Here is a 17,127-nt window from a genome sequence, read left to right on the forward strand (position 1 = left end):
TTGATCGGCCCGCGGGGCCCGCCGTCAACGGGCCCTCGCGATCGGGCCGGGGTACGCCGGGTCAGCCGAGCCGCCGTACGACCAGGTCCCAGACGGTGTCGGCCAGGGCTTCCTTGGGGCCGTGCGGCACGGGGGTCTCGCTGCCGTCGGCGCCCAGCACCAGCGCTTCGTTCTCCTCGGAGCCGAAGGTCTTGCGCTCCCCCACCTCGTTGACGACGAGCAGGTCACAGCCCTTGCGGGCGAGCTTGGTGCGGCCGTTGGCGAGGACGTCGTCGGTCTCGGCGGCGAAGCCGACGATCACCTGGCCGGGGCGGGCGCGCTCGGCCGAGATCTCCGCGAGGATGTCCGGATTGCGGACCAGGACGATCGGGTCGGGGTCCTGGCCGTCCTTCTTCTTGATCTTGCCCGTGGCGTAGGCCGCCGGACGGAAGTCGGCGACGGCCGCCGCCATGACGACCGCGTCGGCGTCCGCCGCCGCCTTCAGGACGGCCTCGCGCAGCTGGACCGCCGTGCCGACCGGGACGACGTCCACCCCCGCCGGGTCGGGCAGCCCGGTGTTGGCCGCGATGAGCGTGACCCGGGCACCGCGGGCGGCGGCGGTGCGCGCGAGGGCGTAGCCCTGCTTGCCGGAGGAGCGGTTGCCAAGGAAGCGGACCGGGTCGAGGGGCTCGCGGGTGCCGCCGGCGGAGACGACGACGTGCCGCCCCATGAGGTCGGGCTCGGTGACGCCGCGGGCCAGCACCCGGCGGCAGACCTCGAAGATCTCCACCGGGTCGGGCAGCCGGCCCTTGCCGGTGTCGACGCCGGTGAGCCGGCCGACCGCGGGCTCGATGACGACGGCGCCGCGGCGGCGCAGGGTGGCCACGTTCTCCTGGGTGGCCGGGTGCTCCCACATCTCGGTGTGCATGGCGGGCGCGAAGACGACCGGGCAGCGGGCGGTCAGGAGGGTGTTGGTCAGCAGGTCGTCGGCGAGCCCGTGGGCCGCCTTGGCGAGCATGTCGGCGGTGGCGGGCGCGACGACCACCAGGTCGGCATGCTGGCCGATGCGGACGTGCGGGACCTCGTGGACGTCGTCCCAGACCTCCGTCGAGACGGGGTTGCCGGACAGGGCGGACCAGGTGGGAGCGCCGACGAAGTGCAGTGCGGAGGCGGTGGGCACCACGCGGACGTCATGGCCCGACTCCGTGAGCCTTCTCAGCAGCTCACAGGCCTTGTAGGCGGCGATGCCGCCGCTGACCCCCAGAACGACGCTCGGCTTGTCCACGTTCACTCCCCGGACTCGGAACCCTGCACACCCAATGACACACCACAGGCCCGGCAGTCGGACTGCCGGGCCTGTGGATAAGTCGTTCGCAGTCTGAAAGTACTACTGCGTGGTACTACGTGGTCCTACTGGGCGGGGCCCTCGACGGCCTCGGACGTCAGCAGACCCGCGTTGATCTCACGCAGGGCGATCGAGAGCGGCTTCTCGTGAACGTGGGTGTCGACGAGCGGACCGACGTACTCGAGGAGGCCCTCGCCGAGCTGCGAGTAGTACGCGTTGATCTGACGGGCACGCTTGGCCGCGTAGATCACGAGGCTGTACTTCGAGTCGGTGGCCTCGAGAAGCTCGTCGATCGGCGGGTTGATGATGCCCTCGGGCGCGGTGATGGAAGAGGACACGCTCTACCTTCCGATGGGTGGGAAAAGATCAGTCGCGATCACACACTCGTGATCACACAACATCCATCAAGGCTAGCAGCTCGCGCGCCACATCCTCGACGGAGGTGTTGACCAAGGTCGTATCGAACTCCGGCTCGGCCGCCAGCTCGGTCCTGGCCGCCTCGAGACGGCGCTCGATGACCTCCGGCGGCTCGGTGCCCCGGCCGGTGAGCCTGCGCACCAGCTCCTCCCAGGAGGGCGGAGCCAGGAACACCAGCCGAGCGTCGGACATCGACTCCCGGACCTGCCTGGCGCCCTGCAGATCGATCTCCAGCAGAACCGGCTCGCCCTTCTCCAGCCGCTCCAGCACGGCCGCGCGGGGCGTGCCGTAGCGGTTGCCGGCGAACTCGGCCCACTCCAGCAGCTCGCCGTTGGCGATCAGCTTGTCCATCTCGTCGTCGGTGACGAAGAAGTAGTGGACTCCGTGCTTCTCGCCAGGGCGCGGCTTGCGGGTGGTGGCCGACACCGAGAGCCAGACCTCGGGGTGTTCCTTGCGCATATGGGCGACGACCGTGCTCTTGCCGACCCCCGAGGGGCCGGAGAGCACGGTCAGCCGCGGACGTTCGCTCATGCAGCGATTATTCCAGCAATCCCGGAGTGCCCGGGACTCCCGGTCCGGCTGCGCCCGGACTCAGGAGCCGGTGCTGCCGAACTCACGCTCCAGGGAAGCGATCTGGTTGGAACCGAGACCGCGCACCCGGCGGCTCTCGGAGATGCCCAGACGCTCCATGATCTGCTTGGCGCGGACCTTGCCCACGCCCGGCAGCGACTCGAGCAGTGCGGAGACCTTCATCTTGCCGATGACGTCGTTCTCCTGGCCCTGCTTGATGACCTCGTGCAGGGAGGCGCCGGAGTGCTTGAGTCGATTCTTGACCTCGGCCCGCTCCCGGCGAGCCGCGGCGGCCTTTTCGAGCGCGGCTGCGCGCTGTTCGGGGGTAAGGGGCGGAAGAGCCACGCCTACGTCACCTCGGATGTCGAACTGTCGGATACGGACCGGTGAGGAACCTAGTCGCCCCACACCTGGGGAGCTACGAGCAACACGCTTCGCCCGTTCTCCCCCACTACCTGATGGGTGTGGGGGTGTCCCCACAGCTCGGAGACTAGCGGTCAAGTCCGCCAGAGTCAGCGAGAACAGCGGAAAAGTCCTGGTCAGCCTCCGCCAGGCCGGACATTTCAGACATAATGCCCCCGATTTGAGGATGTATTCACACTCAAGTCGCCGCCCCGCCGTCCTCCGAGGCCCCTTCGGAGGACTCAGGCGCCCGCGACGGCGGCCTGGATCTCCTCCGCGAAGCGCTCCGCGGACGCGCGCAGGGCCGCCACGTCGGGCCCGTGCCGCAGCACACCCCGACTGACGTTCGGCACGACGTTGCGCACGGCCGACCCGAACACCCCGGGAAGGTCGGCCGCGGTCGCCCCCTGTGCCCCGACGCCGGGCGCGAGGAGCGGGCCGTTGATCGCCAGGTCGTACGACGACAGGTCGCCGACCGTGGCGCCGACCACGGCACCGAAGGAGCCCAGCGGCTCCTCCCCCGCGTTCTCGACGGCCAGGTGGGCCAGCATGGTCGCGCCCACGGTGCGGCCGTCGGCGCGGATGGCGTGCTGGACCTCGGGGCCCTCGGGGTTGGAGGTCAGCGCCAGCACGAACAGGCCGGCGCCGCTCTCCCGGGCCAGCGCGACGGCCGGGCTCAGGGAGCCGTAGCCGAGGTAGGGCGAGACGGTCAGGGCGTCGCAGAACAGCGGGGCGTCCTTGTGCAGGTAGGCCTCGGCGTACCCGGCCATGGTCGAGCCGATGTCGCCGCGCTTGGCGTCCATCACGACGAGGGTGCCGGCCGCGCGGGCCTCCTGGACGACCTTCTCCAGCACGGCGACGCCCCGGGAGCCGAAGCGCTCGAAGAAGGCGCTCTGCGGCTTCATCACGGCGACCCGGTCGGCCACCGCCTCGACGACCGTGCGGCTGAACCGCTCCAGACCGGCCACTTCGTCGTTCAGGCCCCACTCCGCGAGCAGGGAGGCGTGCGGGTCGATGCCGACGCACAGCGGGCCGCGCTCGTCCATGGCGCGGCGCAGCCGGGCGCCGAAGGGCTCGTACGAGGTCATGCGGGCTTCCTCACGTCGGCGCCGACCGCGTCGGCGAGGGTGGCGTACGGGCTGGTGCGCAGGCGCGCGGCGAGACCCTTGTGGATCGCTCGGGACCAGAAGGGGCCCTCGTAGACGAAGGCGCTGTAGCCCTGGACCAGCGTGGCACCGGCCAGAATGCGCTGCCAGGCGTCCTCGGCCGTCTCGATGCCGCCCACACCCACGAGGGTGATCCGGTCGCCCACGCGCGCGTACAGGCGGCGCAGGACCTCCAGGGAGCGCGCCTTGAGCGGGGCGCCGGACAGCCCGCCGGCCTCCTTCACCAGCGAGGGTTGGGATCTCAAACCAAGTCCCTCGCGCGCGATGGTGGTGTTGGTCGCGATGATGCCGTCCAGGCCCAGCTCCACGGCCAGGTCGGCGACGGCGTCGATGTCCTCGTCGGCGAGGTCCGGGGCGATCTTCACCAGCAGCGGGACGCGCCGGTTCGCCACCGTGCGGTCGGCGGCCTCGCGGACGGCGGTCAGCAGCGGGCGCAGATGGTCCACCGCCTGGAGGTTGCGCAGGCCGGGCGTGTTCGGCGACGAGACGTTGACGACCAGGTAGTCCGCGTACGGCGCGAGGCGCTCGGCGGACTTCACGTAGTCGCCGACGGCCTCCGCCTCCGGGACGACCTTGGTCTTGCCGATGTTGACCCCGACGACCGTCCTGAAGACCGGCTCCCGGGTGGCGAGGCGGGCCGCGACGGCGAGCGAGCCGTCGTTGTTGAAGCCCATGCGGTTGATCAGCGCGCGGTCCGCGACCAGGCGGAACAGCCGCTTCCTGGGGTTGCCGGGCTGCGGCTCGCCGGTGACCGTGCCGATCTCGACGTGGTCGAAGCCCAGCATGGACATGCCGTCGATCGCGACGGCGTTCTTGTCGAAGCCTGCGGCGAGCCCGAAGGGGCCGTGCATGCGCAGCCCGAAGGCCTGAGTGCGCAGCTCCTTGTGGCGCGGCGCGAGGGCGGCCGCGACGAAGGTGCGCAGCACCGGGATGCGGACGGCGAGGCGGATCCAGCGGAAGGCCAGGTAGTGGGCCTTCTCGGGGTCCATACGCTTGAAGACCAGATTGAAAAAGATCTTGTACATGGTGTCCTCATGAAGAGGGGGACACCGTTTCCGGTGTCCCCCTCAGGGCTGCTAGTCGCGGGCCGCGGTCAGGTGTTCCGCGTGTTCCTGGAGCGAGCGGACGCCCACGTCACCGTGGTTGAGGGCGTCGATGCCCTGGACCGCCGCGGCGAGCGCCTGGACCGTGGTCAGGCACGGCACGGAGCGGGCCACCGCGGCCGTACGGATGTCGTAGCCGTCGAGGCGGCCGCCGGTGCCGTACGGGGTGTTGACGATGAGGTCGACCTCGCCGTCGTGGATCAGCTGGACGATTGTCTTCTCGCCGTTCGGGCCGGTGCCCTCGGACTGCTTGCGCACGACCGTGGCGTGGATGCCGTTGCGCTTGAGGACCTCGGCGGTGCCGGAGGTGGCGAGCAGCTCGAAGCCGTGCGCGACCAGCTCGCGCGCCGGGAAGATCATCGAGCGCTTGTCGCGGTTGGCGACCGAGATGAACGCACGGCCCTTGGTGGGCAGGGGGCCGTAGGCACCCGCCTGCGACTTGGCGTACGCCGTGCCGAAGACCGAGTCGATGCCCATGACCTCGCCGGTGGAGCGCATCTCCGGGCCGAGGACGGTGTCGACGCCGCGGCCGTGGATGTCGCGGAAGCGCGACCACGGCATGACGGCCTCCTTGACCGAGATCGGCGCGTCCAGCGGCAGCTCGCCGCCGTCGCCCGTCTTCGGCAGCAGGCCCTCGGCGCGCAGCTCGGCGACGGTCGCGCCCAGCGAGATCCGGGCGGCGGCCTTGGCGAGCGGCACCGCGGTCGCCTTCGAGGTGAAGGGGACCGTCCGGGAGGCGCGCGGGTTGGCCTCCAGGACGTAGAGGATGTCCCCGGCCATGGCGAACTGGATGTTGATCAGGCCGCGCACGCCGACGCCCTTGGCGATGGCCTCGGTGGAGGCGCGCAGCCGCTTGATGTCGAAGCCGCCGAGGGTGATCGGGGGCAGGGCGCACGCCGAGTCGCCGGAGTGGATGCCGGCCTCCTCGATGTGCTCCATGACGCCGCCGAGGTACAGCTCCTCGCCGTCGTAGAGCGCGTCGACGTCGATCTCGATCGCGTCGTCCAGGAACCGGTCGACGAGCACCGGCCGGGACGGGCTGATCTCGGTCGACTCGGCGATGTAGGCGGCGAGGCGGGTCTCGTCGTAGACGATCTCCATGCCGCGCCCGCCGAGGACGTACGACGGCCGGACCAGGACCGGGTAGCCGATCTCGTCGGCGATGGCCTTGGCCTCGGCGAAGGTGGTGGCCGTGCCGTGCTTCGGGGCCGGCAGGCCCGCCTCGGCGAGGACGCGGCCGAAGGCGCCGCGGTCCTCGGCGGCGTGGATCGCCTCGGGGGAGGTGCCCACGATCGGCACGCCGTTGTCCTTCAACGCCTGCGACAGGCCGAGCGGGGTCTGGCCGCCCAGCTGCACGATCACGCCCGCGACCGGTCCGGCCTGCTGCTCGGCGTGGACGATCTCCAGCACGTCCTCCAGCGTCAGCGGCTCGAAGTACAGCCGGTCGGAGGTGTCGTAGTCGGTGGAGACGGTCTCCGGGTTGCAGTTGACCATCACGGTCTCGTAGCCCGCGTCGCTCAGCGCGAAGGAGGCGTGGACACAGGAGTAGTCGAACTCGATGCCCTGGCCGATGCGGTTGGGGCCGGAGCCGAGGATGATGACGGCCGGCTTCTCGCGGGTCGCGACCTCGGTCTCCTCGTCGTAGGAGGAGTAGAAGTACGGCGTCTTGGCGGCGAACTCGGCGGCGCAGGTGTCGACCGTCTTGTAGACCGGGCGGATGCCGAGCGCGTGCCGGACCTCGCGGACGACGTCCTCGCGCAGGCCGCGGATCTCACCGACCTGCTGGTCGGAGAAGCCGTGCCGCTTGGCCTCGGCGAGCAGCTCGCGGGTCAGCTCGGGTGCCTCGGCCAGCTCGTCCGCGATCTCCTTGATCAGGAAGAGCTGGTCCACGAACCAGGGGTCGATCTTCGTGTACTCGAAGATCTCCTCGGGCGTGGCGCCCGCGCGGATGGCCTGCATGACGGTGTTGATGCGGCCGTCGGTGGGGCGCACGGCCTCGCGGAGCAGGGCTTCCTTGTCGCCCGTCTCGCCGGTGAAGGTGAACTGGCTGCCCTTCTTCTCCAGCGAGCGCAGCGCCTTCTGGAAGGCCTCGGGGAAGTTGCGGCCGATGGCCATGGCCTCGCCGACCGACTTCATGGTGGTGGTCAGCGTGGAGTCGGCCTGCGGGAACTTCTCGAAGGCGAAGCGCGGCGCCTTGACGACCACGTAGTCGAGCGTGGGCTCGAAGGAGGCCGGGGTCTCCCGCGTGATGTCGTTCGGGATCTCGTCCAGCGTGTAGCCGACGGCCAGCTTGGCGGCGATCTTGGCGATCGGGAAGCCGGTGGCCTTGGAGGCGAGGGCGGAGGACCGCGACACGCGCGGGTTCATCTCGATGACGATCACGCGACCGTCCTCGGGGTTCACCGCGAACTGGATGTTGCAGCCGCCGGTGTCGACGCCGACCTCGCGGATGACGGCGATGCCGATGTCGCGCAGGATCTGGTACTCGCGGTCGGTCAGCGTCATCGCGGGCGCGACGGTGATCGAGTCACCGGTGTGCACGCCCATGGGGTCGAAGTTCTCGATGGAGCAGACGACCACGACGTTGTCGTGCTTGTCGCGCATCAACTCCAGCTCGTACTCCTTCCAGCCGAGGATGGACTCCTCCAGGAGCACCTCGGTGGTCGGGGAGAGCGTGAGGCCCTGGCCGGCGATACGGCGCAGCTCCTCCTCGTCGTGTGCGAAGCCGGAGCCGGCGCCGCCCATGGTGAAGGAGGGCCGGACGACGACCGGGTAGCCGCCGAGCTGCTCGACGCCCTCGAGGACGTCGTCCATGGAGTGGCAGATCACCGAGCGGGCGGACTCGCCGTGCCCGATCTTGGCGTTGACGGCCTCCACGACGGTCTTGAACTGGTCGCGGTCCTCGCCCTTGTGGATCGCCTCGGGCTTGGCGCCGATCAGCTCCACGCCGTACTTGGCCAGGACACCGTTCTCGTGCAGCGAGATGGCGGTGTTCAGGGCCGTCTGGCCGCCCAGGGTGGGCAGCAGGGCGTCGGGACGCTCCTTGGCGATGATCTTCTCGACGAACTCCGGGGTGATCGGCTCGACGTAGGTGGCGTCGGCGATCTCCGGGTCGGTCATGATCGTCGCCGGGTTGGAGTTGACGAGGACGACGCGAAGGCCCTCGGCCTTGAGCACGCGGCACGCCTGCGTGCCGGAGTAGTCGAACTCGGCGGCCTGGCCGATGACGATCGGGCCGGAGCCGATGACCAGGACGGACTGGATATCGGTGCGCTTAGGCACGCTGGCCCTCCATCAGGGAGACGAAGCGGTCGAACAGGTAGGCGGCGTCGTGCGGACCCGCTGCCGCTTCGGGGTGGTACTGGACGGAGAAGGCCGGCTGGTCGAGCAGCTGCAGCCCCTCCACGACGTCGTCGTTGAGGCAGACGTGCGAGACCTCGGCGCGGCCGAACTTGGTCTCGCTGACCTTGTCGAGCGGCGCGTCCACGGCGAAGCCGTGGTTGTGCGCGGTGACCTCGACCTTGCCGGTCGTACGGTCCTGGACCGGCTGGTTGATGCCCCGGTGGCCGTACTTCAGCTTGTAGGTGCCGAAGCCGAGGGCGCGGCCGAGGATCTGGTTGCCGAAGCAGATGCCGAACAGCGGCGTCTTCCTCTCCAGGACGACGCTCATCAGCGCGACCGGGCCGTCGGCGGTCGCCGGGTCGCCGGGGCCGTTGGAGAAGAACACGCCGTCCGGGCCGACCGCGTAGACCTCGTCGGCCGTGGCGGTGGCGGGCAGCACGTGCACCTCGATGCCGCGCTCGGCCATCCGCTGCGGGGTCATGCCCTTGATGCCGAGGTCGATGGCGGCGACGGTGAAGCGCTTCTCGCCGATCGCGGGGACGACGTACGCCTCCTTGGTCGCGACCTCCTCGTAGAGGCTCGCGCCCTTCATGTGCGGCTGGGCCAGCACGCGCGCGAGGAGCTCGGACTCGGCGGCGATCGCCTCGCCGGAGAAGACGCCGGCGCGCATCGAGCCGCGCTCGCGCAGGTGGCGGGTGAGGGCGCGGGTGTCGATGCCGGAGATGCCGACCACGCCCTGGCGCTCCAGCTCGTCGTCCAGGGAGCGCTTGGCGCGCCAGTTGGACGGCACGCGCGCGGGGTCGCGCACGACGTAGCCGGAGACCCAGATGCGGCTCGACTCGTCGTCCTCGTCGTTCCAGCCCGTGTTGCCGATCTGCGGCGCGGTCGCGACGACGATCTGCCGGTCGTACGACGGGTCGGTCAGGGTCTCCTGGTAGCCGGTCATGCCGGTGGAGAACACGGCCTCGCCGAAGGTCTCCCCCACGGCCCCATAGGCACGGCCGCGGAAGATGCGGCCGTCCTCCAGGACGAGTACGGCGGGAACCCTGGCAGCTCCCCTGGTGGAGGTCGTCATCGTGCGCCTTCCGTGTCGTTGATCATGTGGTTCAGGGTGTCGACCCACTCGGTGTGCTCGGCCGAGCGGTCCGAGCGGAAACCGGAGTCGATCAGCTTGTCGCCGAGCTCCCAGGTCACCACCAGCAGTCCGCCCTCGGTGAGGACTTTGCCGGCGATGCCCTTGTCCAGCCGGGCTCCGCGCAGCGCGGCGGTGGGGATGAAGAAGTCGCTCGCTCCGGGACGCTCGACCTCCAGCCCTTGGTCGGTCAGGGTGAGCTCGGCCCGGCTGCGGGTGCCCAGGCCGTGGGCCACGATGCGGTCCAGCCACTGGCCGGCCGTGGTGGAGCCGTGGTAGCGGCCGCTCATGCTCAGTCTGGCCGGGCCGGTCTCCTCCGGCGCGCCGGGCGGCGCGGGCAGGTCGCTCTGGAGGGTGCCGCGCCACTTCCAGCCCTCGCGCATCAGCCAGTAGACGAGCGCGATGAAGAGCGCGAGTCCGACGAGCCAGCCGATGCGGGCCGGCCAGTCGGTGACCTCGGCCGACCTCTTGGCCTCGGCCAGCAGGATTACAGGTGTCACGTGAGCTTCCCGTCGACGAGCGTGGCCTTGCCCCGCAGCCACGTGTGCGTCACACGGCCCGGCAGCTCACGTCCCTCGTAGGGGGTGTTGCGGCTGCGCGAGGCGAAGCCCGCGGGGTCCACCTGGCCACGGTATTCCGTGTCGACGAGGGTGAGGTTGGCGGGCTCACCAGCCGAGACGGGACGGCCGTGCCCGGTGGCCTGTCCGATCTGCGCGGGCTTGACGGACATCCGGTCGGCGACGCCGGCCCAGTCCAGCAGGCCCGTGTCGACCATGGTCTCCTGGACCACTGACAACGCGGTCTCCAGGCCCACCATCCCCATGGCGGCCGCGGCCCACTCGCAGTCCTTGTCCTCGTGCGGGTGCGGGGCGTGGTCGGTGGCGACGATGTCGATCGTGCCGTCCGCCAGGGCCTCGCGCAGGGCGTGCACGTCCCGCTCGGTGCGCAGCGGCGGGTTGACCTTGTAGACCGGGTTGTACGTGCGCACCAGTTCGTCGGTGAGGAGCAGGTGGTGCGGGGTGACCTCGGCGGTGACCTGGATGCCGCGGGACTTGGCCCAGCGGACGATCTCGACGGACCCGGCGGTCGACAGGTGGCAGACGTGGACGCGGGAGCCGACGTGCTCGGCGAGCAGCACGTCCCGCGCGATGATCGACTCCTCGGCGACGGCCGGCCAGCCGCCCAGGCCCAGCTCGGCGGAGACGACGCCCTCGTTCATCTGGGCGCCCTCGGTGAGGCGCGGCTCCTGCGCGTGCTGGGCGACGACGCCGCCGAAGGCCTTCACGTACTCCAGCGCGCGGCGCATGATCACCGCGTCGTCCACGCACTTGCCGTCGTCGGAGAAGACGGTGACCCCGGCGGCGGACTCGTGCATGGCGCCCAGCTCGGCGAGCTTCCTGCCCTCCAGGCCGACGGTGACGGCGCCTATGGGCTGTACGTCGCAGTAGCCGTGCTCCCGGCCGAGCCGCCAGACCTGCTCGACGACACCGGCGGTGTCGGCGACGGGGAAGGTGTTGGCCATGGCGAAGACGGCGGTGTAGCCGCCGGAGGCGGCGGCGCGGGTGCCGGTCAGGACCGTCTCGGAGTCCTCGCGGCCCGGCTCGCGCAGGTGGGTGTGCAGGTCGACCAGGCCCGGCAGCAGCACCTTGCCGCCGGCCTCCACGACCTCGGCGCCCTCGGCGGACAGCCCGGTGCCCACCTCGGCGACGGTCTCGCCGTCGATCAGCACGTCCTGCGGCTCGCCGCCGAGCACCTTCGCACCACGGATCAGGATCTTGCTCATGGGTCTTACTTCTCCTCGGTACGAGAGTGGGTGACGGCGGGCTCGTTGCCACCGAGCAGCAGGTACAGCACGGCCATCCGGATGGAGACGCCGTTGGCGACCTGCTCGACGGCGGTGCAGCGGTCGGAGTCGGCGACCTCGGCGGTGATCTCCATGCCGCGCACCATCGGGCCGGGGTGCATCACGACGGCGTGCTCGGGCAGCTTGGCCATGCGGTCGCCGTCCAGGCCGTAGCGGCGGGAGTACTCGCGCTCGGTCGGGAAGAAGGCGGCGTTCATCCGCTCGCGCTGGACGCGGAGCATCATCACGGCGTCGCACTTGGGCAGCGTGCTGTCGAGGTCGTACGACACCTCGCAGGGCCAGGTCTCGACGCCGACCGGCACCAGGGTGGGCGGGGCGACCAGGGTGACCTCGGCGCCGAGGGTGTGCAGCAGGTCCACGTTGGAGCGGGCGACCCGGCTGTGCAGGACGTCGCCGACGATGGTGATCCGCTTGCCGGCCAGGTCCTGGCCGAGCCCCGCGTCCCGGCCGATCAGCCGACGGCGCATGGTGAAGGCGTCCAGGAGGGCCTGGGTGGGGTGCTGGTGGGTGCCGTCGCCGGCGTTGATGACCGCCGCGTCGATCCAGCCGGAGTTCGCCAGGCGGTACGGGGCCCCCGAGGCGCCGTGCCGGATGACGACGGCGTCGACGCCCATGGCCTCCAGGGTCTGGGCGGTGTCCTTCAGGGACTCGCCCTTGGAGACGCTCGACCCCTTGGCGGAGAAGTTGATGACGTCGGCGGACAGGCGCTTCTCTGCGGCCTCGAAGGAGATCCGCGTGCGCGTGGAGTCCTCGAAGAAGAGGTTGACGACGGTGCGGCCGCGCAGGGTCGGCAGCTTCTTGATCGGCCGGTCGGCGACCCGGGCCATCTCCTCGGCGGTGTCGAGGATCAGGACGGCGTCGTCGCGGGTGAGGTCGGCGGCCGAGATGAGATGGCGCTGCATCTGTCAGGCTCCGTAAGGCAGTTCAATCGGGAGAATTCAGGCAATCCGCTACGCATGTGGGCACGCCGGAGCGGCCCTGCGCCGGATCTGCTACTGGCCGGTCTGCTTCACGCCGAGCAGCACGGTGTCGCGACCGTCCTCCTCGGCGAGCTGGACCTTGACCGTCTCCCGCAGCGACGTGGGGAGGTTCTTGCCGACGTAGTCGGCGCGGATGGGCAGTTCACGATGGCCGCGGTCGACCAGGACCGCGAGCTGGACCGCACGGGGGCGCCCGATGTCGTTCAGGGCGTCGAGGGCGGCGCGGATGGTGCGGCCCGAGAAGAGCACGTCGTCGACGAGGACGACCAGCTTGCGGTCGATGCCGTCACCGGGGATCTCGGTGCGGGCCAGCGCACGCGGCGGGTGCATGCGCAGGTCGTCGCGGTACATGGTGATGTCGAGGGAACCGACCGGCATCTTGCGGTCGGTGATCTGCTCCAGTTTGACGGCGAGCCGCTGGGCGAGGAAGACGCCCCGGGTCGGGATGCCGAGGAGCACGACGTCGTCGGCGCCCTTGGCGCGCTCGACGATCTCGTGGGCGATACGGGTCAGCACCCGCGCGATGTCGGGGCCCTCGAGAACGGGCCGCGCATCGGACGCATGCGCAGTGGCGTGCGAGTCCTGCTTGTCCATACGAAAAGGACCTCCTTCTCCGCCTCACGGGACGGACCTTAAAGGACGTCTGATTTGCGCCATCAACCCTAGCAGGTCATGAGGCAGCCCCCGATCACCCCCCTGGCCCAGCGGGCCGTCACCACCACGGAAGAGTCGGTGTGGACCATTCGGCTTGACGCAGGAGTGTCACGCTGCGTAACCTCACAGTGAGTTACCAGCCGCGCGGCGGGAAGCCAGTCCGGCCGCGTCGACACAGTGTCCGGGGAGCTATATGTCCAGCGAATACGCCAAACAGCTCGGGGCCAAGCTCCGGGCCATCCGCACCCAGCAGGGCCTTTCCCTCCACGGTGTCGAGGAGAAGTCCCAGGGTCGCTGGAAGGCCGTGGTGGTCGGGTCCTACGAGCGTGGCGACCGTGCGGTGACCGTGCAGCGGCTCGCCGAGCTGGCCGATTTCTATGGCGTTCCGGTGCAGGAGCTGCTGCCGGGCACCACGCCGGGCGGCGCCGCCGAGCCGCCGCCGAAGCTGGTCCTGGACCTGGAGCGGCTGGCCACCGTGCCGGCCGAGAAGGCGGGCCCCCTCCAGCGCTACGCGGCCACGATCCAGTCCCAGCGCGGTGACTACAACGGCAAGGTGCTCTCCATCCGCCAGGACGACCTGCGCACACTCGCCGTCATCTACGACCAGTCCCCCTCGGTCCTCACCGAGCAGCTGATCAGCTGGGGTGTCCTGGACGCGGACGCGCGCCGCGCGGTGGCCACGCACGAAGAGGCCTGAGCCGCTCGACACCTGAGCAGAAACGTGCCGCCGGGGTGGTCGGAACTTTGCGGTTCCGACCACCCCGGCGGCGTTTTCGCGGTCGTCGGAAGAACGCCTGAGGGCCCGCAGCACAAGCGTGCTGCGGGCCCTCAGGCGCTGGCGTGCCGGGCGGTTACGCCTGGTCCCGGCGCAGGGACGGCTTGAGTTCCTTCAAGCGGCCCAGCAGGCCGTTCACGAACGACGGCGACTCGTCGGTGGAGAACTCCTTCGCCAGCTGCACCATCTCGTCCAGGACGACGGCGTCCGGGGTCTCGTCGACCCAGATCAGCTCGTACGCGCCCAGCCGCAGGATGTTGCGGTCCACGACCGGCATCCGGTCGAGCGTCCAGCCGACCGCGTACTGGGCGATCAGCTCGTCGATCCGCCTCGCGTGCTCGGCGTATCCCTCGACCAGCTGCATCGTGTACTCGCTGACCGGCGGCTGCCGGGTGTCGGACCGGGACAGCCGGATCCAGTCCGCGAGGACCGTCAGGACGTCGGCGCCGCGCTGGTCGCCCTCGAAGAGGATCTGGAAGGCGCGCTTGCGGGCCGTGTTGCGGGCAGCCACGGTTAGCTGTTCACCCGGCCGAGGTAGTCGCTCGTACGGGTGTCGACCTTGATCTTCTCACCGGTGGTGATGAAGAGCGGGACCTGGATCTGGTGACCGGTCTCCAGGGTGGCGGGCTTGGTGCCACCGGTGGAGCGGTCGCCCTGGACGCCCGGCTCGGTCTCGGCGATGGTCAGCTCGACCGCGGCGGGCAGCTCGACGAAGAGAACCTCGCCCTCGTGCTGCGCGACGGTGGCGGTGAAGCCCTCGACGAGGAAGTTCGCGGCGTCGCCGACGGCCTTCCTGTCGATGTGCAGCTGGTCGTAGGTCTCCATGTCCATGAAGACGAAGTACTCGCCGTCCATGTACGAGAACTGCATGTCGCGCTTGTCGACAGTGGCGGTCTCGACCTTGACGCCGGCGTTGAAGGTCTTGTCGACCACCTTGCCGGACAGCACGTTCTTCAGCTTGGTGCGCACGAAGGCCGGGCCCTTGCCGGGCTTGACGTGCTGGAACTCGACGACGGACCAGAGCTGGCCGCCTTCGAGCTTGAGCACCATGCCGTTCTTGAGGTCGTTCGTGGAAGCCACGGTTGCGGAATCTCCTGGACTGACGTACGACCCCGGCGCACGCCACTGCCTAGAGGGCGAGCAGCTCCTTGGTCGTGATGGTGAGTAGCTCGGGTCCGCCGTCCGCCTCGGGGCGTACGACGAGCGTGTCATCGATCCGGACGCCGCCCCGGCCCGGGAGGTGGACCCCGGGTTCGACGGTGACCGGCACGCAAGCGTCCAGTTTACCCATGGCGGCGGGGGCCAACTGCGGGTCCTCGTCGATTTCGAGTCCGACGCCGTGTCCGGTCAGCGGTGGCAGTGCCTCCGCATAGCCGGCGGAGTCCAGTATGTGGCGGGCCGCACGGTCCACGTCGCGGTAGGCGGCGCCGGGTGCCAGGGACTCGCGTCCGGCGCGCTGGGCGGCGAAGACGAGGTCGTACAGCTCGATCTGCCACTCGGCGGGCGAGGTGCCGATGACGAAGGTACGGCCGATCTCGCAGCGGTAGCCGCGGTAGGTCGCGCCCAGGCACACCGAGAGGAAGTCACCCTCCTCCACCCGCCGGTCGGTGGGCCGGTGCCCGCGACGGCCGGAGTTCGGGCCGGTCGCGACGGAGGTGGGGAAGGCCGGCCCGTCGGCGCCGTGGTCGACCAGGCGGCGCTCCAGCTCCAGGGCGAGGTGCCGTTCGGTGCGGCCGACCAGGATGGACTCGAGCAGCTCGCCGAGGGCCTGGTCGGCGATCTCGGCGCCGATGCGGAGGCAGGAGATCTCCTCCTCGTCCTTGACCACCCTGAGCTGCTCCACGGCTCCGCCGAGGTCGCCGAGGCGGAGCGTCGGAGCGGCCGAGGCGATCGCTCGGTGCCGGGTGACCGTGAGGTGGTGTTCCTCGACGGCCAGGGAGTCGGCCTCCTGGGCCACGGCCAGGCCCGCCGCGACGACCGCGGCGTCGCCGCCGATGCCGCTGCCGGCACCGACGCCGTTCGGCGGGAGGACATGGAGGCGCAGGTTCTCGTCCGGGCGGCCCTCGGCGGGGCGGTCATCGGGCTGGCCGATGCATACGAGGAGGTCCTCGCGTTTGCCGAGCAGCAGCGCGGAGCCCTGCGGGGCTGCGGCGGCGAGGTAGCGCACGTTGGCTGGGCGGGTGACGAGCGCTGCCGCGGTGCCGGCCGCGGTGAAGTGGTCTCTCAGCCGGGATCGGCGGGTCGCGTACACCTCTGACATGAGATGAGCGTAGGAGTTTTATGGCGGTTATGCCCGATTTGTGGGGGCCGAGTGGGGTTGCGGGGCAGGTGGGGGGCGATGCCGTGGCCGGGTGCCGGCGCGCTCCTCACGGCACCTCGGTTTCCCTGCTCACCAGCTCGGTGGGCTCGCTATCGCCCTGGCCAGGACCTCGTCCAGAACACGGGCCGTGCCGGGGATGTCCAGCTGGGAGTTGTCGACGATCGGCAGGCCCGAGCCGTACCAGCCGGCCATGCGGCCGTGGATGCGGGCCACCTCCTCGTCGGTGAGGCGGCGGTTGCCGGTGCGTTCGGCGTTGCGCTCCAGGACGATGTCCAGGCCGGGGAGGAGGACGACGGGCAGCAGGCCGGGGCCCACGTGGCGTTTCCAGCCGCCGAGGCCGACGACCGGCCGGTCCGGGAAGACCGCGTCGTCCAGGATGCAGGAGATGCCGTTGGCGAGGAAGTTGCGGGCGGCGAAGCCGCAGGTGCGGCGGGCCAGGCGGTACTGGGCCTCGGAGTTGTCGTTCCAGCCGGACTGGGGGTCGGCGAAGCCCGAGCGGACCCATTCGCGGACGTCGTCCAGGCTGATGTGAGCGGTGGGCACGCGGCGGTGGTCCGCCCAGTACTTGGCCACGCTGGTCTTGCCGGCGCCCGCCGGGCCGATCAGCAGGACGGCGAGGGTGGTGGTCCCCGGGTCCGGGGCGGCGGCGGGAGATGGGGGCGCGGTGGGCACGCCGACGGGGCCCCCGGGCGGCAGCGGGACGTGACCGGTGGTGTCGGGGGGTGGCGGGGCGGCGGGCTGGGCGGCCGGTGGCTGGGGCGCCGGGGGTTGCGGGGGCGTCGGCGGGACGGCGCCGGTGGGGGTGGGGAAGCCCGGTGGCGGGGGCACGGGGACGGGCCCCTGGGAGGCGCCCGGGTGCGGGCCCGGGTGGTGTGCGGCCGGCGCCCAGCCGGCGTGCGGCACCTGCCCCGGCCGGTGGGGCGGCGGCAGCGGAGACCCCACTGCGTGCTGCATCCGTTGCCACTCCGTCTCGTACAGGCAATTCGTGCCGGCAGCGGGCCGGAACCCGCTGCCTACCGAACGGTACCGTCCCCCGCCGTCGATTGGTGAAACGGTCGGGGGCGGCCCGAAGTGCCCG

At 70.7% G+C, this 17,127-nt stretch carries 17 protein-coding genes; 1 reads left to right on the forward strand and 16 read right to left on the reverse strand.

All coding sequences use genetic code 11. From position 1 onward, the window contains the following. Nucleotides 1-61: 61 nt before the first annotated feature. The 12 genes from coaBC to pyrR all read right to left on the reverse strand — a co-directional run bounded on the left by coaBC (nt 62) and on the right by pyrR (nt 12,894). Nucleotides 62-1,264: a bifunctional phosphopantothenoylcysteine decarboxylase/phosphopantothenate--cysteine ligase CoaBC gene (gene coaBC / locus ACIBJF_RS00485; RefSeq protein ID WP_399171448.1), complete on the reverse strand. Its 1,203-nt coding sequence runs from the start codon at nt 1,262-1,264 to the stop codon at nt 62-64. Between the two features lie 125 nt (nt 1,265-1,389). After that, complete coding sequence (gene rpoZ / locus ACIBJF_RS00490; RefSeq protein ID WP_003982715.1) at nt 1,390-1,662, reverse strand: DNA-directed RNA polymerase subunit omega; 273 nt, start codon at nt 1,660-1,662, stop codon at nt 1,390-1,392. A gap of 52 nt (nt 1,663-1,714) precedes the next feature. Beyond that, nucleotides 1,715-2,272, reverse strand: coding sequence for a guanylate kinase (gene gmk / locus ACIBJF_RS00495; protein WP_388626135.1), 558 nt, complete (start codon nt 2,270-2,272; stop codon nt 1,715-1,717). A gap of 60 nt (nt 2,273-2,332) precedes the next feature. Further along, on the reverse strand, nt 2,333-2,656 hold the full coding sequence (locus ACIBJF_RS00500) for an integration host factor (RefSeq protein WP_003977346.1): 324 nt from the start codon (nt 2,654-2,656) through the stop codon (nt 2,333-2,335). A 299-nt stretch (nt 2,657-2,955) separates the two neighbouring features. Then, nucleotides 2,956-3,801 (reverse strand): orotidine-5'-phosphate decarboxylase, encoded by an 846-nt coding sequence (pyrF, locus tag ACIBJF_RS00505; RefSeq protein ID WP_399171449.1) that lies wholly within the window; start codon nt 3,799-3,801, stop codon nt 2,956-2,958. Then, nucleotides 3,798-4,904, reverse strand: coding sequence for a quinone-dependent dihydroorotate dehydrogenase (locus tag ACIBJF_RS00510; protein ID WP_399171450.1), 1,107 nt, complete (start codon nt 4,902-4,904; stop codon nt 3,798-3,800). The genes pyrF and ACIBJF_RS00510 overlap by 4 nt, the downstream gene beginning before the upstream one ends. Before the next feature lie 51 nt (nt 4,905-4,955). Further along, the gene (gene carB / locus ACIBJF_RS00515; protein ID WP_399171451.1) at nt 4,956-8,264 is read right to left on the reverse strand and encodes a carbamoyl-phosphate synthase large subunit; all 3,309 of its coding nucleotides are present in this window, start codon (nt 8,262-8,264) and stop codon (nt 4,956-4,958) included. Then, nucleotides 8,257-9,399, reverse strand: a complete 1,143-nt coding sequence (gene carA, locus ACIBJF_RS00520; protein WP_399171452.1) for a glutamine-hydrolyzing carbamoyl-phosphate synthase small subunit — start codon at nt 9,397-9,399, stop codon at nt 8,257-8,259. The genes carB and carA overlap by 8 nt, the downstream gene beginning before the upstream one ends. Further along, nucleotides 9,396-9,956 (reverse strand): hypothetical protein, encoded by a 561-nt coding sequence (locus ACIBJF_RS00525; RefSeq protein ID WP_365332701.1) that lies wholly within the window; start codon nt 9,954-9,956, stop codon nt 9,396-9,398. The genes carA and ACIBJF_RS00525 overlap by 4 nt, the downstream gene beginning before the upstream one ends. Next, nucleotides 9,953-11,239 carry a dihydroorotase gene (locus ACIBJF_RS00530; RefSeq protein ID WP_399171453.1) on the reverse strand — a complete coding sequence of 429 codons (1,287 nt, stop codon included), beginning with the start codon at nt 11,237-11,239 and terminating at the stop codon, nt 9,953-9,955. Before ACIBJF_RS00530 ends, ACIBJF_RS00525 begins: the two co-directional genes overlap by 4 nt. A 5-nt stretch (nt 11,240-11,244) precedes the next feature. Continuing rightward, nucleotides 11,245-12,222: an aspartate carbamoyltransferase catalytic subunit gene (locus tag ACIBJF_RS00535; protein ID WP_399171454.1), complete on the reverse strand. Its 978-nt coding sequence runs from the start codon at nt 12,220-12,222 to the stop codon at nt 11,245-11,247. 90 nt (nt 12,223-12,312) lie between these two features. Then, a complete protein-coding gene (gene pyrR, locus ACIBJF_RS00540; RefSeq protein WP_399171456.1) occupies nt 12,313-12,894 on the reverse strand; it encodes a bifunctional pyr operon transcriptional regulator/uracil phosphoribosyltransferase PyrR in 582 nt (193 codons plus the stop codon). 253 nt (nt 12,895-13,147) lie between these two features. Between pyrR and bldD the strand changes: the two genes are divergently transcribed. After that, a complete protein-coding gene (bldD, locus tag ACIBJF_RS00545; RefSeq protein ID WP_014671524.1) occupies nt 13,148-13,651 on the forward strand; it encodes a transcriptional regulator BldD in 504 nt (167 codons plus the stop codon). Nucleotides 13,652-13,805: 154 nt separating this feature from the next. Here the strand turns inward: bldD and nusB are convergent, their stop codons facing one another. The 4 genes from nusB to ACIBJF_RS00565 all read right to left on the reverse strand — a co-directional run bounded on the left by nusB (nt 13,806) and on the right by ACIBJF_RS00565 (nt 17,003). Then, nucleotides 13,806-14,240 carry a transcription antitermination factor NusB gene (gene nusB, locus ACIBJF_RS00550; RefSeq protein ID WP_351813130.1) on the reverse strand — a complete coding sequence of 145 codons (435 nt, stop codon included), beginning with the start codon at nt 14,238-14,240 and terminating at the stop codon, nt 13,806-13,808. 2 nt (nt 14,241-14,242) lie between these two features. Then, entirely contained in the window at nt 14,243-14,809 is a 567-nt protein-coding gene (efp, locus tag ACIBJF_RS00555; protein ID WP_014671526.1) for an elongation factor P, read from the reverse strand. 49 nt (nt 14,810-14,858) lie between these two features. After that, nucleotides 14,859-15,989, reverse strand: coding sequence for an aminopeptidase P family protein (locus tag ACIBJF_RS00560; protein WP_399171457.1), 1,131 nt, complete (start codon nt 15,987-15,989; stop codon nt 14,859-14,861). 129 nt (nt 15,990-16,118) lie between these two features. After that, complete coding sequence (locus ACIBJF_RS00565) at nt 16,119-17,003, reverse strand: Pro-rich N-terminal domain-containing protein (protein WP_399171458.1); 885 nt, start codon at nt 17,001-17,003, stop codon at nt 16,119-16,121. Between the last annotated feature and the right edge of the window lie 124 nt (nt 17,004-17,127).

The organism is Streptomyces sp. NPDC050743, from assembly GCF_044456925.1.
In the GTDB taxonomy this organism is placed as follows: Bacteria; Actinomycetota; Actinomycetes; order Streptomycetales; family Streptomycetaceae; genus Streptomyces.

What these genes read in the sequence shown, in the direction of transcription:
- pyrF (WP_399171449.1), bottom strand. Translation starts at nt 3,801, where the DNA reads ATGACCTCGTACGAGCCCTTCGGCGCCCGGCTGCGCCGCGCCATGGAC.
- ACIBJF_RS00560 (WP_399171457.1), bottom strand. Translation starts at nt 15,989, where the DNA reads ATGTCAGAGGTGTACGCGACCCGCCGATCCCGGCTGAGAGACCACTTC.
- ACIBJF_RS00530 (WP_399171453.1), bottom strand. Translation starts at nt 11,239, where the DNA reads ATGAGCAAGATCCTGATCCGTGGTGCGAAGGTGCTCGGCGGCGAGCCG.
- carA (WP_399171452.1), bottom strand. Translation starts at nt 9,399, where the DNA reads ATGACGACCTCCACCAGGGGAGCTGCCAGGGTTCCCGCCGTACTCGTC.
- ACIBJF_RS00510 (WP_399171450.1), bottom strand. Translation starts at nt 4,904, where the DNA reads ATGTACAAGATCTTTTTCAATCTGGTCTTCAAGCGTATGGACCCCGAG.
- gmk (WP_388626135.1), bottom strand. Translation starts at nt 2,272, where the DNA reads ATGAGCGAACGTCCGCGGCTGACCGTGCTCTCCGGCCCCTCGGGGGTC.
- bldD (WP_014671524.1), top strand. Translation starts at nt 13,148, where the DNA reads ATGTCCAGCGAATACGCCAAACAGCTCGGGGCCAAGCTCCGGGCCATC.
- ACIBJF_RS00565 (WP_399171458.1), bottom strand. Translation starts at nt 17,003, where the DNA reads ATGCAGCACGCAGTGGGGTCTCCGCTGCCGCCGCCCCACCGGCCGGGG.
- pyrR (WP_399171456.1), bottom strand. Translation starts at nt 12,894, where the DNA reads ATGGACAAGCAGGACTCGCACGCCACTGCGCATGCGTCCGATGCGCGG.
- ACIBJF_RS00535 (WP_399171454.1), bottom strand. Translation starts at nt 12,222, where the DNA reads ATGCAGCGCCATCTCATCTCGGCCGCCGACCTCACCCGCGACGACGCC.